This is a genomic window from Streptomyces sp. NPDC002588, assembly GCF_040295925.1.
In the GTDB taxonomy this organism is placed as follows: Bacteria; Actinomycetota; Actinomycetes; order Streptomycetales; family Streptomycetaceae; genus Streptomyces.
Genome location: NZ_JBEOWF010000056.1, coordinates 39,806 through 64,199, shown reverse-complemented (window position 1 = coordinate 64,199; position 24,394 = coordinate 39,806). Strand labels below are relative to the sequence as shown.

Here is a 24,394-nt window from a genome sequence, read left to right as displayed (position 1 = left end):
GTGGGGATCAGCCCAGTTTCGAGACGTCCCGCACCGCGCCCTTGTCCGCGCTCGTCGCCATCGCGGCGTAGGCGCGCAGGGCGGCGGAGACCTTGCGCTCGCGGTTCGACGGGGCGTACACCCCGTCCAACGACTGTGCACGGCGCTCGAGTTCCGCGTCGTCGACGAGCAACTCGATCGAGCGACCCGGGATGTCGATGCGGATGCGGTCGCCGTCACGGACGAGGGCGATCGTGCCGCCGGACGCCGCCTCCGGGGAGGCGTGGCCGATGGACAGGCCGGACGTGCCGCCGGAGAAGCGGCCGTCGGTGATCAGCGCGCAGGTCTTGCCGAGCCCGCGGCCCTTGAGGAAGGACGTCGGGTAGAGCATCTCCTGCATGCCGGGGCCGCCCTTGGGGCCCTCGTAGCGGATGACGACGACGTCGCCGTGGGTGACCTGCTTGTTGAGGATCTTCTCGACGGCCTCCTCCTGCGACTCGCAGACGACCGCCGGGCCCTCGAAGGTCCAGATCGACTCGTCGACGCCGGCCGTCTTGACGACGCAGCCGTCGACGGCGAGGTTGCCGCGCAGGACCGCGAGGCCGCCGTCCTTGGAGTAGGCGTGCTCGGCGGAGCGGATGCAGCCACCCTCGGAGTCGTCGTCCAGCGCCTCCCAGCGCTCGGACTGGGAGAACGCCTCGGCGGAGCGGACGCAGCCGGGCGCCGCGTGCCACAGCTCCACGGCCTCGGCGGACGGCGAGCCGCCGCGCACGTCCCAGGTCTTCAGCCAGTCCGCGAGGGACGGGCTGTGCACGGCGTGCACGTCCTCGTTGAGCAGGCCCGCGCGGTGCAGTTCGCCGAGGAGGGCGGGGATGCCGCCGGCGCGGTGCACGTCCTCCATGTAGTACGTGCGGTTCTTGGCGACGTTGGGCGCCACCTTCGCCAGGCAGGGAACGCGGCGCGAGACGGCGTCGATCTGCTCCAGGCCGAAGGGGACGCCCGCCTCCTGGGCGGCGGCCAGCAGGTGCAGGATCGTGTTGGTCGAGCCGCCCATCGCGATGTCGAGGGCCATGGCGTTCTCGAAGGCCGCGAAGGTGGCGATGTTGAGCGGCAGGACCGTGTCGTCGTCCTGCTCGTAGTAGCGGCGGGTGAGGTCCATGACTGTGCGCGCGGCGTCGACGTACAGCTGTTTGCGGGCCGTGTGGGTGGCCAGGACCGAGCCGTTGCCGGGGAGGGAGAGGCCGATGGCCTCGGTCAGGCAGTTCATCGAGTTGGCGGTGAACATGCCGGAACAGGAGCCGCAGGTCGGACAGGCGTTCTCCTCGATGCGGAGGATGTCCTCGTCCGAGATCTTGTCGTTCACGGCGTCGGAGATCGCGTCGACCAGGTCGAGCGTGCGGACCGTGCCGTCGACGAGCGTCGCGCGGCCGGACTCCATCGGGCCGCCGGAGACGAAGACCGTCGGGATGTTCAGCCGCAGGGCCGCCATGAGCATGCCCGGGGTGATCTTGTCGCAGTTGGAGATGCAGACCAGGGCGTCGGCGCAGTGCGCCTCGACCATGTACTCGACCGAGTCCGCGATCAGGTCGCGGGAGGGCAGGCTGTAGAGCATGCCGCCGTGGCCCATCGCGATGCCGTCGTCGACGGCGATCGTGTTGAACTCGCGCGGGATGCCGCCGGCCTCGGTGATCGCCTCGCTGACGATCCGGCCGACCGGCGCCAGGTGCGTGTGGCCGGGCACGAACTCGGTGAAGCTGTTGGCCACCGCGATGATCGGCTTCCGGCCGATGTCCGCACCGGGTACACCGGAGGCGCGCATAAGGGCGCGGGCGCCCGCCATGTTGCGGCCGTGGGTGACTGTGCGGGACCTCAGCTCGGGCATCGTCGCTCGCTCCTTGGGACTGCTTGGGCTGCTATCAGACGGACAGGGCTGCTATTGAGCGTACGCCGGTCATCCAGGGGGCGGGACGAGGTGTCCGAAATGCGGGACGTACATCTCGGTGCCCAGGAAGAGCCGGGAAGGGTCGGGAAGGGTCGGGAAGGGTCAGGGACGGGCGGGAAGGGTCAGGGAGCCGTCAGGTGTCCCTGTACGACCGGTGCCACGCGCGCGATGATCTGCTCGACATCCACCGACGCCAGCGGCTCCACCTTGATCACGTACCGCAGCATCGCGCATCCGACCAGCTGCGCGGCCGCCAGTTCGGCGCGCAGTTCGGCCTCGTCGGCCGGCAGGTCGAGCCGGGCGGCGAGGCGGCGCAGCAGCTGGGAGGCGACCAGGCGGCGGAAGACGGCGGCCGCGGTGTCGTTGTTCACGGCCGAGCGCAGGATCGCGAGGAGCGGCGTGCGGGTGGCGGGGTTCTCCCAGATGCCGAAGACGAACCGGGCGAGCTGCTCCCCCGCGCCGTCCAGCGGGCCCTCGGCGACGGCGTCCGAGGCGTTCAGCGCGGGCGCGAAGGCCACCTCGACGGCCGCCTCGAAGACCTGCTCCTTGGTGCCGAAGTAGTGGTGGACGAGCGCGGAGTCCACCCCGGCGGCCTTGGCGATGCCGCGCACGGACGTCTTTTCGTAGCCCCGCTCGGAGAACTCCTCCCGCGCGGCGCCCAGGATCCGGTCGCGGGTGTCGGCGGACTCGGCGCGAGGGGGGCGGCCGCGGCGGCGGGACGGGGTGGTGGCGGGCCCGGCGGATCCCGTGGGCGGCGGGGCGGCGGAGTCGGCCCGCTCCGGCCGGGAGGGGCGGCCCGCGTGCCGGGGGGTGCCATCGCTGTCGGTCACCGGCGGGGCACCTTCACCGCCGACGCCAGGTGGAGGCGGGCGAAGGCCAGCGCCTCCGCCAGGTCCGCCTCGCGCTCGGCGCCGGACATCGCGCGCCGGGTGTTGACCTCGATGACGACATGGCCGTCGAAGCCGTTCACCGCGAGCCGCTCCAGCAGCTCGGCGCAGGGCTGGCCGCCGCGGCCGGGAACCAGGTGCTCGTCCTTGGCCGAACCGTTTCCGTCGGCGAGGTGGACGTGGCCGAGCCGGTCCCCCATGCGGTCGACCATCTGCAGCGCGTCCGCGCGCGCGGTGGAGGCGTGGCTGAGGTCGATCGTGAAGTGGCGGTAGTCGTCCTTCGTCACGTCCCAGTCCGGGGCGTAGGCGAGCATCTCGCGGTCGCGGTAGCGCCAGGGGTACATGTTCTCGACGGCGAACCGGACGTCCGTCTCGTTCGCCATCCGCCAGATCCCCTGGACGAAGTCCCGCGCGTACTGCCGCTGCCAGCGGAAGGGCGGGTGGACGACGACGGTGGTCGCGCCGAGTTTCTCGGCCGCCGCGCGGGCCCGCTGCAGCTTCACCCAGGGGTCGGTCGACCAGACCCGCTGCGTGATGAGCAGACAGGGCGCGTGCACGGCGAGGATCGGGACGCCGTGGTAGTCACTGAGCCGGCGCAGTGCCTCCATGTCCTGACTGACCGGGTCGTTCCACACCATGATCTCGACGCCGTCGTACCCAAGGCGTGCGGCGATCTCGAAGGCCGTCGCCGTCGACTCCGGGTACACGGACGCAGTCGACAGGGCGATCTTCGCATCCGGGATCCGTACGACTGGCTCTGCCATGGGGGACAGGTTACGGGGTGCGGTCGCCTGAATGCCGGGCACCCGATCGCCGTTGTGGTGTTCGCCACGGACGCCTTTCAAGCGCTGTCTTCCCGCGCGCTCTTCGAAGCCGCTCTTCGAAGCCGCCCTTCGAAGCCGCTCTTCGAGCCTACGAAGACCCCATGTGATCGAGTCGCCGGAGGATCACGCCCTCGCGGAGCGCCCACGGGCAGATCTCCACCTTGTCCACGCCGAACAGGTCCATCGCGCCCTCGGCCACCAGGGCGCCCGCGACGAGCTGGTTGGCGCGGCCTTCGGAGACCCCGGGGAGCTCGCCGCGCTGGACGGCGGTCATGCCGGCCAGGCGCGGGACCCAGGCCTCCAGGGACTCGCGCTTCAGTTCGCGCTGGACGTAGAGGCCCTCGGTGGATCGGGCGGCTCCGGCGATCCGGGCGAGCTGCTTGAAGGTCTTGGAGGTGGCGACGACGTGGTCGGGGGCACCGAAGCGGCTGAACTCGCCGACCGTGTGGGCGATCTGCGCGCGGACATGCCGGCGCAGGGACCTTATGTCCTCGGCGTCGGGCGGGTCTCCGGGCAGCCAGCCCGCGGTGAGACGGCCGGCGCCCAGCGGCAGGGAGGCCGCCGCGTCGGGCTCCTCGTCGATGCCGTACGCGATCTCCAGGGAGCCGCCGCCGATGTCCAGGACCAGCAGCTTGCCCGCCGACCAGCCGAACCAGCGGCGGGCCGCGAGGAAGGTGAGCCGGGCCTCCTCGGCGCCGGTGAGGACCTGGAGCTCGACGCCGGTCTCGGCCTGCACGCGCGCGAGGACGTCGTCGGCGTTGGTGGCCTCGCGCACGGCGGAGGTCGCGAACGGCAGGAGGTCCACGACGCCCTTGTCCTCGGCCGCCTGGAGCGCCTCCCGGACGACCGTGACCAGCCTGTCGACTCCCTCGGGACCGATCGCCCCGTCGTCGTCGAGGAGTTGCGCCAGGCGCAGTTCTGCCTTGTGCGAATGCGCGGGCAGCGGGCGCGCGCCTGGGTGTGCATCCACCACCAGGAGATGCACCGTGTTCGATCCCACGTCGAGGACACCGAGTCTCATGGAGGGAACGCTACTGCCAGTGAGGCCGTGGGCCGTCCCCGAAGGGGCCTCACGCGACTTACCCTGGTCGGGTGCCAAAGACGAAAAAGGCGAAGACCGACAAATCCACCGGCGGTCCTTCGCAGGCGAAGCCGCAGGAGACGTCCAAGAAGTCGAAGAAGGCCCTGGAAGCCGCTCGGGCTGCGGCCTCCGCGGCGGCTTCGACGGCGGACGAGAAGGGCCTCGACTTCACGCGCGCGTGGGTGGAGTTCCCTGATCCCGCGGACGACGAGCAGGTCTTCCGGTGCGACCTGACATGGCTCACCTCGCGCTGGAACTGCATCTTCGGCAGCGGCTGCCAGGGCATCCAGGCGGGCCGCGCGGACGACGGGTGCTGCACGCTGGGCGCCCACTTCTCCGACGAGGACGACGAGCGGCGGGTCGCCGAGCATGTGGCACGCCTCACTCCCGACATCTGGCAGCACCACGACGAGGGCACGGAGCGCGGCTGGGTCTCGGAGGACGAGGACGGCGACCGCCAGACCCGTCCCTTCCAGGGCTCCTGCATCTTCCAGAACCGTCCCGGCTTCGCCGGCGGCGCGGGCTGCTCGCTGCACATCCTGGCCCTGAAGGAGGGCCGTGAGCCGCTGGAGACCAAGCCGGACGTCTGCTGGCAGCTTCCGGTACGGCGGACCTACGACTGGATCGACCGGCCCGACGACACCCGCGTGCTGCAGGTGTCGATCGGCGAGTACGACCGCCGCGGCTGGGGTCCGGGCGGCCACGACCTGCACTGGTGGTGCACGTCGGCGACCTCGGCGCACGGCGCCGGCGACCCGGTGTACGTGTCCTACCGGGCGGAGCTGACCGAGCTGATGGGCAAGGCGGGCTACGACCGTCTCGTCGAACTGTGCGAGGAGCGCCTCGCCTCGCAGCTCCCGCTGCTGGCACCGCATCCGGCGGACCCGGTCGGCCCGAGCGCCTGAGAGACGGGCCGGCCGGCCTACGTGGCGGGCGGGCTCGCTTCGCCGGACGGTGGCGTGGACCCCGCCGGGGCGGACGGGGAGTCGCCGGGCGTGGGCTGCGGATCGGCCGACGTCGGGGGGTCGGTCGGGGCGGGCCCCGGGGCCGCCGGGTCGGTGGGGGTGGGGTCCGGTTCGGACGGCGTCGGTGTCGGACCGCCGGGGCCGGTACCGGGACCGCCACCAGGACCCGTGCCGGGACCGGCACCCGGACCGGCGGGGTCCGCAGGGCCCGCCGCGGTGCCGTAGCCGTCGATGGTGACGACGGTGCCCGCCGGAGCGATCGCCACGCGCGCGTGCCAGTTCCCGGACGGCTCCCGCAGGTGGTCGACGTGCACTTTCACCGTCAGCGACTCCCCGGGCCGCAGAACGCCCGTGGAGCGGCTCAGAAAGAGCCAGGCGGCCGAGGTGGAGGCCGACCAGCGGACCGGTTCGTCGGCGTCCCTGGAGGCGGTGAGCGTGATGAGGGTGGTGTCACCGCTGGTGCCGGCGGTCACGGCCAGTCGGCCGGCGCTCTTCGCGCCGAGGCCCGAGACGCTGACGACCTCCACGGACACGTCCGGTCCGGTTTCCTTGCCGAAGCCTGTGCCGGGCCGGGTGCCGGCGTTCCCCGTGTTCTCGTAGCCGTCCGCGGCCTCGCTGCCGAAGCTCCCGGAGTCGTGCACCTCGCTGGCGCCGACCGAGCGGCCGTCGGCGCCCTCGGCGGTGGGCGCGCCCCGGTAGGCCGCCCAGAGGGCGAGCACGGGCGCCGCGACGACGGTGGCGACGACGGTGGTCGTGACGGCACGCGCGCGGAGCCGCTCACGGCGTGCGGCGCGGTCCTTGGGGTCCACCGGGAAGCCGCGCCGGTCGAAGCGGGGCACGGCGGCACCCCGCGCGCGTGGGAGCCGGGACATGGCGACGTGCAGTTCCGCGCGCGGGGCGGACAGGACGGGCAGCTCGGCGGGGGTGACCCCGGCGCCGGGCCAACGGCCGGGGACGGCGCGCTCGGCGGCCCGGCGGCAGCGGGGGCAGTCGTCGACGTGCCGGACGAGTTCGCGGCGCAGCGCGGCGCTGAGGACCAGGTGGTGATCGCCGGTGAGACGGGCCACGCCGGGGCAGCCGCCGGTCTCCACGACGGCGAGGGCCGCGCGGGTGCGTTCGACCTCGCAGGCGGCGGAGGCGAGCAGTTCGCGCGCGGCGGTGTGGTCCATGCCGAGGACGGCGGCGACCTCGTGGGCGGCCAGGTGGTGACGTACGGCGAGTTCGAGGGCCTCGCGCTGCTCGGGGGTGGTGCCGGCCGCCTCCGGCCAGGCGAGCAGGGCCAGTTCGCGCCGCCGCTGCTCATGGAGGACGTCGGGACCGGAGAAGTTGCCGGGACTGGATGGGCTGGAAGGGCTGGTGGGGCTGGTGGGGCTGGAGAGGTCGGTGGGGCCGGAGGGGTCAGAGGAGCCGGAGGGGCCGGCAGCGGCCGTGGGTCGTGGGCCGGTGGGGCGGTGGGCTCCGGAGCGTCCTGCCGCGTGACCGCCCTGCCGTTTCTGCCTGGCCTCGGCCAGTTTGCGCAGACAGGCCCAGCGGGCCAGGGCGTACAGCCAGGCCCTGCGGTCGGCGGCGTCCGGGACGCGCTGGCCGCGCCGCTCGGCGAGCGCGAGGACGTCACCCAGGGCGGCGGTGGCCGCGTCGTGGTCGCACAGCACGGACAGGCAGTAGGTGAACAGTCCGTCCAGGTACGGCTCGTAGCGCGCGGGCGGTCGCTGCGCCAGTGTGCGCCCCGCGGCGCGGTCACGCGCCTCCCGGTGCGCCCGGTGTGCGCCGGTCGTGCGGGTCGAGGTTTCCGGGCTGCTGCTCATCACCCGTGCGACCGTAGGCGGCCCGGAACGAGCTCCTCTTGTCCCTTGAGTCCTTTTAATCCGTACGGGTGAAACGATCCCTCATAAGGGGACAGGAACCGGAGGTTCCGTGGCCCGTTCGTGGCGGAAGGTGGCCGGATCGAAGGAGGTGTCCGGATTATCCATGTTTTCTCCACAGGTGTCCCATCGCGCCGGCCGCACCGGCAGCTCCGGTCGTCCACAGGCACGCCCGGCTGTCAGTGGAGGCGGCTACGGTTTCCCCCATGGCTGCCCGCACGAAGACCACCAAGGACCGCCCGTCCTACCGCTGCACGGAATGCGGCTGGCAGACGGCCAAGTGGCTCGGCCGCTGCCCCGAGTGCCAGGCCTGGGGGACGGTCGAGGAGTACGGCGCGCCCGCGGTCCGTACGACGTCACCGGGCCGCGTCACGACCTCCGCCGTGCCCATCGGCCAGGTCGACGGCCGGCAGGCCACGGCCCGCTCCACCGGCGTGCCCGAGCTGGACCGGGTGCTCGGTGGGGGTCTGGTGCCCGGCGCGGTGGTGCTGCTGGCGGGCGAGCCCGGTGTGGGCAAGTCGACCCTGCTGCTGGACGTCGCGGCCAAGTCGGCGAGTGACGAACACCGCACGCTGTATGTGACGGGCGAGGAGTCGGCGAGCCAGGTCAGGCTGCGGGCCGACCGGATCGGCGCCATCGAGGACCACCTCTATCTCGCGGCCGAGACCGATCTGGCCGCCGTCCTGGGCCACTTGGACGCGGTGAAGCCGTCGCTGCTGATCCTCGACTCGGTGCAGACGGTCGCCTCCCCGGAGATCGACGGCGCGCCGGGCGGCATGGCCCAGGTCCGCGAGGTCGCGGGCGCCCTGATCCGCGTCTCCAAGGAACGCGGCATGTCCACGCTGCTGGTGGGCCATGTCACCAAGGACGGCGCGATCGCCGGCCCCCGCCTCCTGGAGCACCTGGTGGACGTCGTCCTGAGCTTCGAGGGCGACCGGCACGCCCGCCTGCGGCTGGTGCGCGGCGTGAAGAACCGCTACGGCGCCACCGACGAGGTCGGCTGCTTCGAGCTGCACGACGAGGGCATCGTCGGCCTCGCCGATCCGAGCGGACTTTTCCTGACCAGACGTGACGAACCGGTCCCCGGGACCTGTCTGACGGTCACCCTGGAGGGGCGCCGCCCCCTCGTCGCCGAGGTGCAGGCCCTCACCGTCGACTCGCAGATCCCCTCACCCCGCCGCACCACCTCCGGCCTGGAGACCTCCCGCGTCTCGATGATGCTCGCGGTCCTGGAGCAGCGCGGCCGCATCAGCGCGCTCGGCAAGCGGGACATCTACTCGGCGACGGTCGGCGGTGTGAAGCTCTCGGAGCCCGCCGCGGACCTGGCGATCGCGCTCGCCCTCGCCTCCGCCGCGAGCGACACCCCCCTGCCGAAAAACCTGGTCGCGATCGGCGAGGTGGGCCTCGCGGGCGAGGTCAGACGGGTCACGGGCGTGCAGCGCAGGCTCGCCGAGGCCCACCGCCTGGGCTTCACGCACGCGCTCGTGCCGGGCGATCCCGGCAAGATCCCCACCGGGATGAAGGTGCTCGAAGTGGCGGACATGGGGGACGCCCTGCGGGTCCTGCCGCGGTCCCGTCGCCGAGAGGCCCCACGGGAGACGGAGGAGCGCCGGTAGACTTTGCCCTGGTCTCGCCCGTCCGTACGAACCGAGTGCGCGAAACGGGAGCGCCCAGACCTGCGACCGGAGGAGTGCAGTGGCAGCCAACGACCGGGCGGCAGCTCCCGGAAAGTCCGGTGGGAGTTCCCGTACCGAGCGCCTGATGCGCGCCGCGCTGAGCGCGGTGGCACCGGGCACGGCCCTGCGTGACGGCCTCGAGCGGGTCCTCCGCGGCAACACCGGCGGGCTCATCGTGCTCGGCTCCGACAAGACCGTCGAGACGATGTCCACGGGCGGGTTCGTCCTGGACGTGGAGTTCACCGCGACCCGCCTGCGCGAGCTGTGCAAGCTCGACGGCGGGATCGTGGTCTCGTCCGACCTGTCGAAGATCCTGCGGGCGGGCGTCCAGCTGGTCCCGGACCCCACGATCCCCACGGAGGAGACGGGCACCCGGCACCGCACGGCGGACCGGGTCTCCAAGCAGGTCGGCTTCCCGGTCGTGTCGGTCTCGCAGTCGATGCGGCTGATCGCCCTGTACGTCGACGGCCAGCGCCGCGTCCTGGAGGACTCCGCGGCGATCCTGTCCCGCGCGAACCAGGCCCTCGCCACTCTGGAGCGCTACAAGCTCCGTCTGGACGAGGTCGCGGGAACGTTGTCGGCGCTGGAGATCGAGGACCTGGTGACGGTCCGGGACGTCTCCGCGGTGGCTCAGCGCCTGGAGATGGTGCGCCGCATCGCCACCGAAATCGCCGAATATGTGGTCGAACTGGGCACGGACGGCCGTCTGCTGGCCCTCCAGCTCGACGAGTTGATCGCGGGCGTGGAGCCGGAGCGTGAGCTCGTGGTCCGGGACTACGTCCCCGAGCCGACCGCCAAGCGCTCCCGCACGGTCGACGAGGCGCTGTACGAGCTGGACGCCCTCACCCACGCCGAGCTGCTCGAACTGTCCACGGTGGCCCGCGCGCTGGGTTACACCGGCTCCCCCGAGGCGCTCGACTCCGCGGTCTCTCCGCGCGGTTTCCGCCTGCTGGCCAAGGTCCCGCGGCTGCCCGGCGCCATCATCGACCGCCTGGTGGAGCACTTCGGCGGCCTCCAGAAGCTCCTCGCGGCCAGCGTCGACGACCTCCAGACGGTGGACGGCGTCGGCGAGGCACGGGCCCGCAGCGTCCGCGAGGGCCTGTCGAGGCTGGCGGAGTCGTCGATCCTGGAGCGCTACGTCTAGGGCGTGTTTCGAAAGTCCCGGCCGGCCGTGACGCCTTTCCTCAGTCAGCCGCCAGTACGAACGACGTCTGTGCCTTCGCGAACCCCGGAGCCTTCGCTTCCACCAGATACGTGCCCGCACCGGCCGCCCCCGCCGGAGGCGTCGCACACTGCGGCGCACTCGGCTTGCGGTCCCACTTCACGGTGTACGTGAAGCTCTCCCCGCCAGGCACCCGGTACAGCAGGCTCCCGGACGCCTTGGGGCAGTCCGCCGACGACCAGTAGTCGTCGTCGCTGCCCGCCTGAGTTATCGTCAGCACCGCGTTCTTCGGGCCGAGGTCGACCTTGCAGTCGTTGGCGGAGGAGTTCTTCGCGGTCAGCCGGAAGGTGGGCGTCTCGTCCGGCGAGTAGGAGTTGCGGACGCTGCCGAGGCTCAACGTGACCACGCTGGCGGTGCAGTTGGGCAGGGTGGTGCCGGCCGGCAGGGTCGTGCTCGAGCCGCTGCCGTCCGCCCCGCCGACCGTGCCGCCGGTCCCGTCTTCGGAGCCGGAGCCCGACCCGGAACCCGACCCGTCGGAGTTCGAGCCCTCGTCGCCGCCCGTCCCGCTGCCCGAGCCGGCGGAACCCGAGCCGCTGGTGGCGCCCGCGCTCGACTCGTCGCGCCCGCCCGGAGCCTGGCTGATGGCGGGCCCGGACCCGGACGGCCCCGGAGTGATCGAGGACGCGGGATTCTTGCCGTCGGACCCCTTGGCTCCGTTGTCGCCGCCTCCCCCGCCCGAGGTGACGATCCACGTGATGAGCAGCGCCAACAGGGCGATCACGGACAGCAGTACAACCCTCCGGCGCCAGTAGATGGAGGAGGGAAGCGGCCCTATCGGATTGCGCAGAGATCCCACGGCGCAAACTGTACGAGAGATCGCCGCGTTCGCTGGCCCCACCCGCCGCCCGGAGTACAACTTTTCCGGATCATCATTCCGGACTCCGCGCCCCCGCGCCCGACTTCACTCCCACCCGCGTCCGCGACCGTTCACATGGGCGTGCCTTGCACCTCTGGCCATGGCTGGGGCACGCGTGCGTGGCGGCTCTTTGGGGAGGGCCCGGCGCGAGTGGCGGTACGCACGCGTGCGCCGTCGCGCATGGCAGGATCGGAAGTGCCATGACTGCGCCCACGAAGCCCCCGCACAGCAGCCCCGCCGACGCCGTCCCCGGCCCGCCCTCCGACGAGCGGCCGGCCCCGGGGAAGGCGCCCGGAGCGGACCTGCACGCCCCTGTCATCGACTGGTTCGAGGACCACGCCCGCGACCTGCCCTGGCGGCACCCCGAGGCCGGTGCGTGGGGCGTGATGGTCAGCGAGTTCATGCTCCAGCAGACCCCGGTCAGCCGCGTGCTGCCGGTCTACGAGCAGTGGCTCGCCCGCTGGCCGCGCCCCGCCGACCTGGCCGGGGAGGCCCCCGGTGAGGCCGTACGCGCATGGGGGCGGCTCGGCTACCCGCGGCGCGCCCTGCGGCTGCACGGCGCGGCGGTGGCCATAACGGAACGGCACGGCGGGGACGTACCGTCGGACCACGCGCAGTTGCTCGCGCTGCCCGGCATCGGGGAGTACACGGCGGCGGCCGTCGCCTCCTTCGCGTACGGCCAGCGTCACGCCGTGCTGGACACCAACGTCCGCCGGGTCTTCGCGCGTGCCGTGACGGGTGTGCAGTACCCGCCGAACGCGACCACGGCCGCCGAACGCAAGCTGGCGCGCGCCCTGCTGCCCGAGGACGAGGAGACGGCCGCCCGCTGGGCCGCCGCGTCCATGGAACTCGGCGCTCTCGTGTGCACGGCGAGGAACGAGACGTGCGTGCGCTGCCCGATCGCCGCGCGGTGCGCGTGGCGCCTCGCGGGCAAGCCGGAGCACGACGGCCCGCCGCGCCGCGGTCAGACGTACGCCGGTACCGACCGGCAGGTGCGAGGAAAACTGCTCGCCCTCCTACGGGACGCGCACGCGCCCGTGGCGCAGGCCGCCCTGGACCGGGTGTGGCACGAGCCGGTGCAGCGGGCGCGGGCGCTGGACGGTCTCGTGGCGGACGGACTGGTGGAGCCGCTGCCGGGCGGGCTGTACCGGCTGCCGCTGACCTGACGCACCGCCAGTTCACAGACGACGGGCCTTGTCACAGCCGACAGCAGGGTTCATCACGGCCGACAGCCGCTCTTCGTCACAGCCGTGGGCCGGATAAATACGCCCATAGACCACTGATTCACCCCGCGCCCTTACCCAGAACCTATTTCCGTTACACAACCGACGGACAGCCGAGCGCTAGCCGCAGGCTGCTTCGGACAGCCCCGTGACAACACCTCCGTAGCTTCGTTTGCGTGCCCACCGAGGGCGCGACAGCGACAGACCACAGGCGGAAAACCGGCGGACGACCGCGAGCCGGCACGGGGAAAACGGAGGGGTTGACCATGGCGCAGGGCGAGGTGCTCGAGTTCGAGGAGTACGTCCGCACCCGGCAGGACGCGCTGCTGCGCAGCGCCCGCCGGCTGGTCCCGGACCCGGTCGACGCGCAGGACCTGCTGCAGACGGCGCTGGCGCGGACCTACGGCCGCTGGGAGGGCATCGCGGACAAGCGGCTCGCGGACGCCTATCTGCGCCGGGTCATGATCAACACCCGGACCGAGTGGTGGCGGGCCCGCAAGCTGGAGGAAGTCCCCACCGAGCAGCTCCCGGACGCCTGTGTGGACGACTCCACCGAGCAGCACGCCGACCGCGCCCTGCTGATGGACGCCATGAAGGTGCTCGCTCCGAAGCAGCGCAGTGTCGTGGTGCTGCGACACTGGGAGCAGATGTCCACGGAGGAGACGGCCGCCGCCCTCGGCATGTCGACGGGTACGGTCAAGAGCACGCTGCACCGGGCGCTCGCCCGGCTCCGCGAGGAGCTGGAAACCCGCGATCTGGACGCACGCGCGCTGGAGCGTGAGGAGCGGGAGCGTTGCGCGGCGGCCTGACCGAGAGCGGCGGTACCCAACGCACTGGGCCCGGCCCGGCCCAGGCGGGGCCCGATCTGGTCCGGGGCACAATCCAGGCGGCGATCACGGCGGTGTCCGTGCTCGTCGCCCTCGGCCTTTTCGTCTCCGCGTGCGGCACCGGCGGCACCGGCGCCCGTGACGAGGGACCGGCGCACGAGGTGGCCGGCCGGCCGACGGCGTCGCCCTCGGCCATACCCACCACCGCCGGCCACTCGCGGATGGACGCGGTGCAGCTCGTCAAGGACGACCCCGAGGTCTCCCCGGAGGTCAAGCGCGAGCTGAAGCCCTGCGTCGGCGACGAGTACCCGATCGACGTCTCCTACGGCGACCTGACCGGCGGCCCCGTCACGGACATCGTGGTGAACGTGCTGACCTGCGGCGACGCGGTGGGCGTCGGGTCGTACGTGTACCGGGAGAAGGACGACCGGTACGAGAACGTGTTCAAGGCCGAGGAGCCGCCGGTCTACGCGGAGATAGACCGGGGCGACCTGGTGGTGACCAAGCAGGTGTACGCGAAGGGCGACCCCGTCTCGAACCCCTCCGGCGAGAACGTGATCACATACCGCTGGACCACGGCGGACCGTTTCGTCAAGGAGTTCAGCATCCACAACGAGTACAGCAACAGCGTGGACGAGGAGCCGACCCCGGTGCCGGAGAGCACCTGACCTGCGCGGAAGGGGACGTCGTGCGCGGGGGTCGGGCCCGGCCGGAAGAAAATCTCCCGGACCGTGAACCGAACGGGCCGCTCGCACCGATGAGTGAAGTGGATGCAGCGGAGGTGAACGCGGCGGGCACTTCGCACGTCCCCTCAAGAGGCACCCTGGCAGACGTTACGAGCGACACCCACCACGAGGACTGAGAGCACACCGGGATGGCAGACCAGACCCACGTCCTGTTCGTCGAGGACGACGACGTCATCCGCGAGGCCACCCAGCTCGCCCTTGAGCGGGACGGCTTCGTGGTCACCGCGATGCCCGACGGGCTGTCCGGCCTGGACGCGTTCCGGGCCGACCGCCCCGACATCGCGCTGCTGGACGTCATGGTGCCCGGCCTGGACGGCGTGAGTCTGTGCCGGCGCATCCGCGACGAGTCCACCGTGCCGGTGATCATGCTGTCGGCGCGCGCCGACTCCATAGACGTCGTCCTGGGCCTGGAGGCCGGCGCCGACGACTACGTGACCAAGCCGTTCGACGGCGCCGTCCTGGTCGCCCGGATCCGCGCCGTGCTGCGCCGCTTCGGGCACGCGGGCGGGGGCGACCGCACCGAGGAGGCCGCTCCCGTCGGCGGTGTGCTCGCCTTCGGCGACCTCGAGGTCGACACCGAGGGCATGGAGGTCCGCCGGGCCGGACAACCGGTGGCCCTCACGCCGACCGAGATGCGCCTGCTGCTGGAGTTCTCCTCCGCCCCGGGCACGGTGCTCTCCCGTGACAAGCTGCTGGAGCGTGTGTGGGACTACGGCTGGGGCGGAGACACCCGGGTCGTGGACGTCCATGTGCAGCGGCTGCGCACGAAGATCGGCCAGGACCGCATCGAGACGGTCCGCGGCTTCGGCTACAAGTTGAAGGCCTGAGCGGGGGAGGTATGCGGGGGATGGTCCGGCACCTGGTCGCCGCCCGCGCGGAGGGCGTGGGCATCCGTACGGGGCTGCGGTGGAAGCTGAGCGCGGCCATCGCGTTGGTCGGCGCGCTGGTGGCGATCGCGCTCAGCCTCGTCGTGCACAACGCCGCCCGGGTCTCGATGCTGGACAACGCGCGCGACCTGGCGGACGAGCGTGTCCAGATCGCCCAGCGCAACTACGAGCTGTCCGGGCGGCCCAACTTCCCCAACATCAAGATCGACGACCCCCGGCTGCCTTCGGCGCTGCGGGGGAAGGTCGCCGACGGGCGCCGGGTGACGTTCGTGGCGGACCGGCCGGGGGGCGTGCCGGACATCTGGGCGGCCGTACCGGTCAAGGACGGACATGTGCTGTCGCTGCACACCGGTTTCACGGACCGCAGCACGGACATCCTCAAGGACCTCGACCAGGCCCTGGTGATCGGCTCCATCGCGGTCGTCCTCGGCGGCAGCGCTCTCGGGGTGCTGATCGGCGGGCAGCTCTCGCGCCGGCTGCGCAAGGCGGCGGCCGCGGCGGGCGAGGTCGCCAAGGGCGAGTCGGACGTCCGGGTGCGGGACGCGATCGGCGGCGTCGTGCGGGACGAGACCGACGATCTGGCGAGCGCCGTGGACGCCATGGCGGACGCCCTGCGGCAGCGGCTGGAGGCCGAGCGGCGGGTCACCGCCGACATCGCGCACGAGCTGCGCACCCCGGTCACCGGACTGCTGACGGCCGCCGAGCTGCTGCCGCCCGGCCGGCCGACCGAGCTGGTCCTGGACCGGGCGAAGGCCATGCGCACCCTCGTCGAGGACGTGCTCGAGGTGGCCCGGCTCGACGGCGCCTCGGAGCGGGCCGAGCTGCAGGACATCCTGCTGGGTGAGTTCGTCTCCCGGCGGGTGGCGGCCAAGGACCCGGACGTCGAGGTGCGGGTGGTGCACGAGTCGATGGTCACCACCGACCCCCGGCGCCTGGAGCGGGTCCTGTTCAACCTTCTCGCCAACGCGGCCCGGCACGGCAAGCCGCCGATCCAGGTGACCGTGGAGGGCCGCGTCATCCGGGTCCGCGACCACGGCCCCGGTTTCCCCGAAAACCTGCTGGCAGAGGGCCCGAGCCGGTTCCGCACCGGCAGCGCCGACCGCGCCGGCCACGGGCACGGGCTGGGACTGACCATCGCGGCGGGCCAGGCCCGGGTCCTCGGCGCCCGGCTCACCTTCCGCAACGTACGGCCGGCGGGGGTGCCCGAGCACATACCCGCCGAGGGCGCGGTCGCCGTCCTGTGGCTGCCGGAGCACGCGCCGACGAACACGGGCAGCTACCCGATGATGCCGTAGCCCGGCCGCGCGGAGGCTGCGGTCAGCCGAAGTCCTTCGAGAAGTCCAGCTCCTCGCTGCGCTGGGTCAGCGAGTACCAGTTGCCGTTGTCGTCGCGGAAGATCGCCTCGATGCCGTAGGGCCGTTCCTTGGGCTCCTGGAGGAACTCCACGCCCCGCGCCCTGAAGGTCTCGTGGTCGGCCCGGCAGTCGTCCGTGCGGAACGCTCCCGCGCCCAGGGCTCCCTTGGCGACCAGCTTCTTCAGCGCCTCGGAGGACTCGGGGTCGAGGCCGGGGCCGTCGAGGCTCATGAGGGCCAGCTCCACGTCGGGCTGGTCCTTGGCGCCGACGGTGATCCAGGTCATGTCCCCCATCGAGATGTCGTGGCGCACCTCGAAGCCGAGCTTCTCGGTGAAGAAGGCCTTGGTGCGCTGCTGGTCGAAGGTCCACACGGTGGTGATGCCCAGGCCCTTGATCATGGCTCTGCTCTCCCGTCGTCCGAGGGGTCGGAGGTGTCCTGTGCGTCACCGTAGGCGGGGTCGGGGCCGGGGCGCTTCTTCGGAGTTGCGCTCCTGGGTGCGCGGGGGAAACCGCCGGTCCAGAGCATCGCGTAACAGCCCGGGATCAGCGACGCACCACGTCCGACGTGCTCGGCCCGGTACTCGCTGGGGCTGAGGCCGGTGCGGGCCTTGAAGCGGGTGGAGAAGGTGCCGAGGCTGCTGAACCCGACCAGGTGGCAGATCTCGGTCACGCTCAGGTCGGCGCTCCGGAGCATCTCCTCGGCGCGCTCGATCCGGCGATGGGTGAGGTACTGGCCGGGTGTCTCGCCGTACGCCTCCTTGAAGACGCGGACGAAGTGGTACCGCGAATACCCGGCGTGCGCGGCCACGGCGTCCAGATCGAGCCCGGGATCGGCCCAGTCACGGTCCATGGCGTCCTTGGCCAGCCGCAACTGCCGCAACTTGTCCATGGAGGGAGGGTGACACGGGGTGCTGACATCGGCTCGGGCCAGGGCGGCTCCGGCCCGTCCGGGCACGGCAGCCCTCAAGAGATGGCGCCGGGCACGCGGAAGGGGCCCCCGGCGTGACCGCCGGAGGCCCCTCGCTGTCGGATCAGACCTCGACCATCGGCGACGGCACCGCTGCCGCACCGTCGCCCGCGTCCTCGGCCTTCTGCGGCCCCGCGCCCTTCAGCGGGACCTCCTTGACGAACACGGCGGCCGCCAGCGCGGCCACCGCTACGACCGCGCCCAGCAGGAACGCCGAGTGGGTACCGGCCGACACCGCGTGCTGGTAGGCCTCACGGGCCGCCACCGGCAGCTTGGCCAGGCTGGCCGCGTCCAGCTGCGCGGACTGCTCGGTGACCTTCGAACCCAGCGCGCCGGCCCGCTCGGCCATGACGTCCTGGACCCGGTTGTTGAACAGCGCGCCCATGATCGCGACGCCGAAGGAGGAGCCGAGGGTGCGGAACAGGGTGGTGGAGGAGGAGGCGACGCCCATGTCCTTCATCTGCACGCTGTTCTGCGCGACCAGCATGGTGATCTGCATCAGGCAGCCCATGCCGAGACCGACGACGGCCATGAACACACCGGAGGTGAACCGCGAGGTACCGGTGTCCATCGTCGACAGCAGGTACAGCCCGATGACCATCAGGACGCTGCCGACCACGGGGAAGACCTTGTACTTGCCGGTGTTCGTGGTCACCCGGCCCGCGACCATCGAGGTCACCAGCATCGCGCCGAGCATCGGCAGGAGCAGCAGCCCGGAGTTGGTCGCGGAGGCACCCTGCACCGACTGCTGGTAGAGCGGCAGGAAGAGGGTCGCGCCGAACATCACGAAGCCGGTGATGAAGCCGATGAGGGACATCAGGGTGAAGTTGCGGCTACGGAAGATGTGCAGCGGCACGATCGGCTCGGCGGCCTTGGTCTGCCAGAAGACGAACCCGATGAGCGCGGCCACGCCGATCCCGATCAGCTCCATGATCCGCGCGGACGTCCAGGAGTACTCCGAGCCGCCCCAGGTCGTGACGAGGACGATGGAGGTGATGCCCACGGTGAGCAGCACGACGCCGAGGTAGTCGATGCCGGCCTTGGCGCGCTTCTTCGGCAGGTGCAGGACGACGCTGATCGCGGTCAGCGCGACCACGCCGAGCGGCAGGTTGATGTAGAAGGACCAGCGCCAGCCCCAGTTGTCGGTGATGGTGCCGCCGACGAGCGGGCCGCCGATCATCGCCAGCGCCATGACGCCGGCCATCATGCCCTGGTACTTGCCGCGCTCCCGCGGCGGGATCAGGTCGCCGATGATCGCCATGACGCCGACCATCAGACCGCCGGCGCCGAGGCCCTGCACGGCGCGGAAGCCGATCAGTTCGCCCATGTTCTGGGCCATGCCGCTGAGCGCGGACCCGATCAGGAAGATCACGATCGAGGTCATGAAGACGCTCTTGCGCCCGAACATGTCGCCGAGCTTGCCCCAGATCGGTGTGGCGGCGGCGGTCGCGAGGGTGTACGCGGTCACGACCCACGACAGGTGTTCCAGGCCCCCGAGCTCGCCGACGATCGTCGGCATCGCGGTGCCCACGATCATGTTGTCGAGCATCGCGAGCATCATCGTGATCATCAGGGCGAGCAGGACGACCCGCACACTCCTGGGCTGTTTCTCCGGTTCCGTCTCGACCGTCTGTGTGTCCGCCATCGTTTCCACTCCCCTGGGTACTGCTACGGGCCGCCCACTTACTTGCCGCCCGGCTAGTTCACTACACTGGGGAAAGTAGACCTGTCACTAGCCGGTCGTCAAGTAAGTTCCTGGCAAACCTGCCGGGCGGCAAGTAAGTTCCCCTGGGAGCGCTAGGAGTACGAGGATGGACGTCACCATGGACGGCACGAAACATCAGCGCCGCGGCAACACCCGCCAGCGCATCCAGGACGTGGCGCTCGAACTCTTCGCCGAGCAGGGCTACGAGAAGACCTCCCTCCGCGAGATCGCGGAGCGCCTGGAGGTCACCAAGGCGGCCCTGTACTACCACTTCAAGACGAAGGAAGAGATCATCGTCAGCATCTTCACGGATCTGACGAAGCCCATCGAGGAACTCATCGAGTGGGGCAGCGGCCAGCCGCACACCCTGGAGACGAAGCACGAGATGCTGCGGCGCTACAGCGAGGCCCTGGCCGGCGCGGCCCCGCTCTTCCGCTTCATGCAGGAGAACCAGGCGACGGTACGGGAGCTGCGGATCGGCGACTCGTTCAAGGACCGGATGACCGGTCTGCGCGACATCTTCATCGACCCTGACGCCCCCTTGATCGACCAGGTCCGCTGTGTGAGCGCCATGTTCACGCTGCACGCCGGCATGCATTTCCTGGGCGACGTCGACGGCGACCCCGAGGACAAGCGTGCAGCCGTCCTCGAGGTCGCCGTCGATCTGGTCACCCAGGCACACCAGGGCGCCTGAACGCCGGGGCGGGCCGCCGTCAGACGATCAGGCCCTTGCCGCGCAGGAACTTCACCGGGTCGATCGCCGAGCCGTAGTTGGCGGTCGTACGGATCTCGAAGTGCAGGTGGGGTCCGGTGGAGTTGCCGGTGTTGCCGGACAGGGCTATGCGCTGGCCGGTCTTGACGATCTGGCCGACCTTCACGTCGATGCGCGAGAGATGGGCGTACTGGGAGTACGTGTCGTTGCCGTGCTTGATGACGATGGCGTTGCCGTACGCGGGACCGTCGCCGGCGCCGTTGCCGCCGGCCTTGACGACCATGCCGCCGTGCGCGGCCATCACCTTGGTGCCGCTCGGTACGGCGAAGTCCTGACCGCTGTGGGTGGACTGCCACCTGGCGCCCGCCTGGTGGAAGGTCGCGGACTTCGTGTAGTGCGCGACCGGCTTGACCCAGGCCGTGGCGGAGACGGCCTTCTTGGCCGCGGCGACCGGCGCGGCCGCGGGTGCGGCGGCGGACGCCACTCCGGCCCCCAGCACGACCGAGGCGCCCAGAACGGCGGCCCCGACGGCCACGCGGGTGCGGAGCAGGGACGTACGGGAGGAACGGAACGTGACGCGCGGGAACATCGAAGACCTCATGGGGACGGGAACAGGGAAACCACCCGGCGCATGAACACCCGCCGGATGGCCATCCCTTGGTAACCCGCGGGTCGCCGAACGCCCAAACGTGTGATGTACGACAGAAGCTAGTACCTCACCCCAAAAGTCCTCACTTCTTGACACAAGGCCTTTTCGCCGCCAATCGGACAAGGCCCGCGCCAGAGGCCCCTATCGACTTCGGCCGCCCAGCAGGTTCATACCTTTTGTGACGCTTTCTCCGTTACTATCCGCCCTAGTACGGCGCAAATGACCTGTGCGGCTTGTCACCGGCCGCCCGCTCCAAGGGACTTCGGAATGTGACGGGGACTACTCCCCTGTCTCGCGAGCCACTTGTGACCCCGGTCACGAACGCGTGCACAGGTCTGTGAGCAGGCTCTCATCGGCCACTACCGTCCAGTAACCCGCTGGTTCCCCTCAGGCCATCCCCACCGATCAGCATGCCCACGACACCGGCAGCGCAAGGACGCGAGAGGACCCCACACATGACCAGAGGCACCTGGAAGCGCCGCATAGCCATGACGGCCGCGGCCACGGCCGCCGTCACGGCGATGGCCGTCCCGGCCGGCGCCCAGGCCGCTACGGCCACCAGCACCTCCACCGTCTCCACCGCCGCCGCGGAGGACGTCGACTACGCCACCTGGCAGACGGACTGCCAGACCGTGATGAACGACGCCCTGCCCTATCTGAAGCAGCGCATCGCCGCCGCCAGGACGGGCGAGAAGCAGGCGATCGTCTTCGACATCGACAACACCACCCTGGAGACCGACTTCGGCTTCAGCTACCCGCAGCCGGCCAACAAGCCGGTCCTCGAGGTCGCCAAGTACGCCCAGGAACACGGCGTCTCGCTGTTCTTCGTCACCGCCCGCCCGGGCATCATCTCCGGGGTGACCGACTACAACCTCAAGTACGTCGGCTACCAGGTCTCCGGCCTCTACGTGCGCGGCCTGCTCGACCTCTTCAAGGACGTCGCCGCCTACAAGACCGCCCAGCGCGTCGACATCGAGAACAAGGGCTACACGATCATCGCCAACATCGGCAACAGCGCCACCGACCTGTCGGGCGGCCACGCCGAGAAGACGTACAAGCTGCCGGACTACGACGGTCAGCTCTCGTAGGCGGTCGAGGCGGCCCTCAGGGCATGCGAGAGGGGCCGGTGCTGGGAAGCACCGGCCCCTCTTCCGACGACGTCGCCCTGAGGCCTACGCGTCCTTGCTCAGGTTCGGCCCGGCACCGCCGGCCGCCTGCTCGATCGGCGGGACGTCGGGCAGCGCCGACTTCTCCTCGCCACGGAAGGTGAAGGTCTTGGTCTCACCCTCGCCCTCGGTGTCCACGACCACGATGTGACCGGGGCGCAGCTCGCCGAAGAGGATCTTCTCCGAGAGCGTGTCCTCGATCTCGCGCTGGATCGTGCGACGCAGCGGACGCGCGCCCAGCACCGGGTCGTAGCCCTTCTTGGACAGCAGCTCCTTGGCGGACTGGGAGAGCTCGATGCCCATGTCCCGGTCCTTCAGGCGCTCGTCCACCTTGCCGATCATCAGGTCGACGATCCGCAGGATGTCCTCCTGCGTGAGCTGCGGGAAGACGACCACGTCGTCGACGCGGTTGAGGAACTCGGGGCGGAAGTGCTGCTTGAGCTCGTCCGACACCTTGTTCTTCATGCGCTCGTAGTTGGTCTTCGAGTCGCCCGACGCCGCGAAGCCCAGGTTGAAGCCCTTGGAGATGTCCCGGGTGCCGAGGTTGGTCGTCATGATGATGACCGTGTTCTTGAAGTCCACGACCCGGCCCTGGGAGTCGGTCAGACGACCGTCCTCCAGGATCTGCAGCAGCGAGTTGAAGATGTCCGGGTGGGCCTTCTCGACCTCGTCGAAGAGGACGACGGAGAACGGCTTGCGGCGGACCTTCTCGGTCAGCTGGCCGCCCTCTTCGTAACCCACGTATCCGGGCGGGGAACCGAAGAGACGCGACACCGTGTGCTTCTCGCTGAACTCCGACATGTCGAGGGAGATCAGCGCGTCCTCGTCGCCGAAGAGGAACTCGGCGAGCGCCTTGGACAGCTCGGTCTTACCGACACCGGACGGGCCGGCGAAGATGAACGAGCCACCCGGACGCTTCGGGTCCTTGAGGCCCGCACGCGTACGACGGATCGCCTTCGACAGCGCCTTGACGGCGTCGACCTGGCCGATGACCCGCTTGTGGAGCTCGTCCTCCATGCGCAGCAGACGGGAGGACTCCTCCTCGGTCAGCTTGAAGACCGGGATGCCGGTGGCCGTGGCGAGGACCTCGGCGATCAGCTCGCCGTCGACCTCGGCGACGACGTCCATGTCGCCGGCCTTCCATTCCTTCTCCCGCTTGGCCTTGGCGGCCAGGAGCTGCTTCTCCTTGTCGCGGAGGGAGGCGGCCTTCTCGAAGTCCTGCGAGTCGATCGCGGACTCCTTGTCGCGGCGGACGCCGGCGATCTTCTCGTCGAACTCGCGCAGGTCCGGCGGAGCGGTCATCCGGCGGATGCGCATCCGGGAGCCGGCCTCGTCGATCAGGTCGATCGCCTTGTCCGGCAGGAAGCGGTCCGAGATGTACCGGTCGGCCAGGGTGGCGGCCTGGACCAGCGCCTCGTCGGTGATGGAGACGCGGTGGTGGGCCTCGTACCGGTCACGGAGACCCTTGAGGATCTCGATCGTGTGCGGCAGGGACGGCTCGGCGACCTGGATGGGCTGGAAGCGGCGCTCGAGGGCGGCGTCCTTCTCCAGGTGCTTGCGGTACTCGTCCAGCGTGGTGGCGCCGATGGTCTGCAGCTCACCACGGGCCAGCATCGGCTTCAGGATGGAGGCCGCGTCGATGGCGCCCTCGGCGGCACCCGCTCCGACCAACGTGTGCAGCTCGTCGATGAACAGGATGATGTCGCCGCGGGTGCGGATCTCCTTGAGCACCTTCTTCAGGCGCTCCTCGAAGTCACCGCGGTAGCGGGAGCCGGCGACCAGCGCGCCGAGGTCGAGGGTGTAGAGGTGCTTGTCCTTGAGGGTCTCGGGCACCTCGCCCTTGACGATGGCCTGGGCGAGGCCCTCGACGACGGCGGTCTTGCCGACGCCGGGCTCACCGATCAGGACCGGGTTGTTCTTGGTACGGCGGGACAGCACCTGCATGACCCGCTCGATCTCCTTCTCGCGCCCGATGACCGGGTCGAGCTTGGACTCACGAGCGGCCTGGGTGAGGTTCCGGCCGAACTGGTCGAGGACCAGGGACGTCGAGGGGGTGCCCTCGGCAGGCCCGCCGGCGGTGGCGGTCTCCTTGCCCTGGTAACCGGAGAGCAGCTGGATGACCTGCTGCCGCACCCGGTTGAGATCTGCGCCCAGCTTGACCAGGACCTGGGCGGCGACGCCCTCGCCCTCACGGATCAGGCCGAGCAGGATGTGCTCCGTGCCGATGTAGTTGTGGCCCAGCTGAAGGGCCTCGCGGAGCGACAGCTCCAGGACCTTCTTGGCACGGGGGGTGAAGGGGATGTGCCCGGACGGGGCCTGCTGCCCCTGCCCGATGATCTCCTCCACCTGCTGGCGGACCGCCTCGAGCGAAATCCCGAGGCTCTCAAGGGCCTTGGCGGCGACACCCTCACCCTCGTGGATCAGGCCCAGGAGGATGTGCTCGGTGCCGATGTAGTTGTGGTTGAGCATCCGGGCTTCTTCCTGAGCCAGGACGACAACCCGCCGCGCGCGGTCGGTGAACCTCTCGAACATCGTTAATCGCTCCTCAGAGCGGTCAGGCAGTGGGGGGAACTTCCCCTCCCTGTCCTTCCGCAGCTTAGTCCCGCAAGCGGGGACCGCTCATTCCAACTGCCGACACCGTCGATGGCCTCCTGACCCCGAACGCCGACATCTGCTCCAACCCGATGGTGCGAGACGATGTTCCCGCAGGCCAGGCAGTTACCCACACCGCCACTACGCCGATGGCGAACGTGAGACGGCCTTTCCTGCGTGTCGCCCCCTCCCACTAGGCATGTCTTACCCGCTGGGACTGACACTCCATGCCCTGCGCACCGGTTCCCTCCGCTATGGGCGAACAACCTTGC

Annotated in this window: 21 protein-coding genes; 10 read left to right on the top strand and 11 right to left on the bottom strand. The window is 70.7% G+C overall.

The window, feature by feature from the left end; all coding sequences use genetic code 11:
- Positions 1 to 7: 7 nt before the first annotated feature.
- From ilvD to ABT057_RS42455, 4 genes are all read right to left on the bottom strand, one after another.
- Complete coding sequence (gene ilvD / locus ABT057_RS42470; protein ID WP_352349494.1) at positions 8 to 1,861, bottom strand: dihydroxy-acid dehydratase; 1,854 nt, start codon at positions 1,859 to 1,861, stop codon at positions 8 to 10.
- A gap of 182 nt (positions 1,862 to 2,043) precedes the next feature.
- A complete protein-coding gene (locus ABT057_RS42465; protein ID WP_352349492.1) occupies positions 2,044 to 2,751 on the bottom strand; it encodes a TetR/AcrR family transcriptional regulator in 708 nt (235 codons plus the stop codon).
- Positions 2,748 to 3,572, bottom strand: a complete 825-nt coding sequence (locus tag ABT057_RS42460; protein WP_352349490.1) for a sugar phosphate isomerase/epimerase family protein — start codon at positions 3,570 to 3,572, stop codon at positions 2,748 to 2,750. Before ABT057_RS42460 ends, ABT057_RS42465 begins: the two co-directional genes overlap by 4 nt.
- A 148-nt stretch (positions 3,573 to 3,720) precedes the next feature.
- Positions 3,721 to 4,653 (bottom strand): Ppx/GppA family phosphatase, encoded by a 933-nt coding sequence (locus ABT057_RS42455; RefSeq protein ID WP_352349488.1) that lies wholly within the window; start codon positions 4,651 to 4,653, stop codon positions 3,721 to 3,723.
- 71 nt (positions 4,654 to 4,724) lie between these two features.
- On the opposite strand from ABT057_RS42455, the gene ABT057_RS42450 reads away from it, so the two are divergent.
- On the top strand, positions 4,725 to 5,618 hold the full coding sequence (locus tag ABT057_RS42450; RefSeq protein ID WP_352349486.1) for a DUF3109 family protein: 894 nt from the start codon (positions 4,725 to 4,727) through the stop codon (positions 5,616 to 5,618).
- Between the two features lie 17 nt (positions 5,619 to 5,635).
- Here ABT057_RS42450 and ABT057_RS42445 read toward each other — a convergent pair whose 3' ends face one another.
- Positions 5,636 to 7,483 (bottom strand): hypothetical protein, encoded by a 1,848-nt coding sequence (locus ABT057_RS42445; protein WP_352349484.1) that lies wholly within the window; start codon positions 7,481 to 7,483, stop codon positions 5,636 to 5,638.
- 263 nt (positions 7,484 to 7,746) lie between these two features.
- Here ABT057_RS42445 and radA point away from each other — a divergent pair, with 263 nt between their 5' ends.
- Together radA and disA are read left to right on the top strand one after the other, a co-directional pair.
- The gene (gene radA, locus ABT057_RS42440) at positions 7,747 to 9,156 is read left to right on the top strand and encodes a DNA repair protein RadA (RefSeq protein WP_352349482.1); all 1,410 of its coding nucleotides are present in this window, start codon (positions 7,747 to 7,749) and stop codon (positions 9,154 to 9,156) included.
- Positions 9,157 to 9,235: 79 nt separating this feature from the next.
- Complete coding sequence (gene disA, locus ABT057_RS42435; RefSeq protein WP_352349480.1) at positions 9,236 to 10,360, top strand: DNA integrity scanning diadenylate cyclase DisA; 1,125 nt, start codon at positions 9,236 to 9,238, stop codon at positions 10,358 to 10,360.
- A 40-nt stretch (positions 10,361 to 10,400) separates the two neighbouring features.
- Here disA and ABT057_RS42430 read toward each other — a convergent pair whose 3' ends face one another.
- Positions 10,401 to 11,234, bottom strand: coding sequence for a hypothetical protein (locus ABT057_RS42430; protein WP_352349478.1), 834 nt, complete (start codon positions 11,232 to 11,234; stop codon positions 10,401 to 10,403).
- 260 nt (positions 11,235 to 11,494) lie between these two features.
- Here ABT057_RS42430 and ABT057_RS42425 point away from each other — a divergent pair, with 260 nt between their 5' ends.
- From ABT057_RS42425 to cseC, 5 genes are all read left to right on the top strand, one after another.
- A complete protein-coding gene (locus tag ABT057_RS42425; RefSeq protein WP_352349476.1) occupies positions 11,495 to 12,460 on the top strand; it encodes an HhH-GPD family protein in 966 nt (321 codons plus the stop codon).
- 323 nt (positions 12,461 to 12,783) lie between these two features.
- Positions 12,784 to 13,326, top strand: coding sequence for a SigE family RNA polymerase sigma factor (locus ABT057_RS42420; protein ID WP_352349474.1), 543 nt, complete (start codon positions 12,784 to 12,786; stop codon positions 13,324 to 13,326).
- A complete protein-coding gene (locus tag ABT057_RS42415) occupies positions 13,311 to 14,012 on the top strand; it encodes a hypothetical protein (protein WP_502974055.1) in 702 nt (233 codons plus the stop codon). Before ABT057_RS42420 ends, ABT057_RS42415 begins: the two co-directional genes overlap by 16 nt.
- A 206-nt stretch (positions 14,013 to 14,218) precedes the next feature.
- Positions 14,219 to 14,917, top strand: coding sequence for a two-component system response regulator CseB (cseB, locus tag ABT057_RS42410; protein WP_352349472.1), 699 nt, complete (start codon positions 14,219 to 14,221; stop codon positions 14,915 to 14,917).
- Positions 14,806 to 16,272: a two-component system sensor histidine kinase CseC gene (gene cseC / locus ABT057_RS42405; protein WP_502974059.1), complete on the top strand. Its 1,467-nt coding sequence runs from the start codon at positions 14,806 to 14,808 to the stop codon at positions 16,270 to 16,272. The genes cseB and cseC overlap by 112 nt, the downstream gene beginning before the upstream one ends.
- Positions 16,273 to 16,294: 22 nt before the next feature.
- On the opposite strand, the gene ABT057_RS42400 is transcribed toward cseC, so the two are convergent.
- From ABT057_RS42400 to ABT057_RS42390, 3 genes are all read right to left on the bottom strand, one after another.
- Positions 16,295 to 16,729, bottom strand: coding sequence for a VOC family protein (locus tag ABT057_RS42400; protein ID WP_352349468.1), 435 nt, complete (start codon positions 16,727 to 16,729; stop codon positions 16,295 to 16,297).
- On the bottom strand, positions 16,726 to 17,220 hold the full coding sequence (locus ABT057_RS42395; protein ID WP_352349466.1) for a helix-turn-helix transcriptional regulator: 495 nt from the start codon (positions 17,218 to 17,220) through the stop codon (positions 16,726 to 16,728). The genes ABT057_RS42400 and ABT057_RS42395 overlap by 4 nt, the downstream gene beginning before the upstream one ends.
- A 142-nt stretch (positions 17,221 to 17,362) precedes the next feature.
- A complete protein-coding gene (locus ABT057_RS42390; RefSeq protein WP_352349464.1) occupies positions 17,363 to 18,943 on the bottom strand; it encodes an MDR family MFS transporter in 1,581 nt (526 codons plus the stop codon).
- Positions 18,944 to 19,109: 166 nt separating this feature from the next.
- Between ABT057_RS42390 and ABT057_RS42385 the strand changes: the two genes are divergently transcribed.
- Positions 19,110 to 19,697: a TetR/AcrR family transcriptional regulator gene (locus tag ABT057_RS42385; RefSeq protein ID WP_352349462.1), complete on the top strand. Its 588-nt coding sequence runs from the start codon at positions 19,110 to 19,112 to the stop codon at positions 19,695 to 19,697.
- A gap of 19 nt (positions 19,698 to 19,716) precedes the next feature.
- Here the strand turns inward: ABT057_RS42385 and ABT057_RS42380 are convergent, their stop codons facing one another.
- On the bottom strand, positions 19,717 to 20,304 hold the full coding sequence (locus ABT057_RS42380) for a M23 family metallopeptidase (protein ID WP_352349460.1): 588 nt from the start codon (positions 20,302 to 20,304) through the stop codon (positions 19,717 to 19,719).
- Positions 20,305 to 20,819: 515 nt separating this feature from the next.
- Here ABT057_RS42380 and ABT057_RS42375 point away from each other — a divergent pair.
- Entirely contained in the window at positions 20,820 to 21,452 is a 633-nt protein-coding gene (locus tag ABT057_RS42375) for an HAD family acid phosphatase (protein ID WP_352349458.1), read from the top strand.
- An 84-nt stretch (positions 21,453 to 21,536) separates the two neighbouring features.
- Here the strand turns inward: ABT057_RS42375 and ABT057_RS42370 are convergent, their stop codons facing one another.
- On the bottom strand, positions 21,537 to 24,062 hold the full coding sequence (locus ABT057_RS42370) for an ATP-dependent Clp protease ATP-binding subunit (RefSeq protein ID WP_352349456.1): 2,526 nt from the start codon (positions 24,060 to 24,062) through the stop codon (positions 21,537 to 21,539).
- Between the last annotated feature and the right edge of the window lie 332 nt (positions 24,063 to 24,394).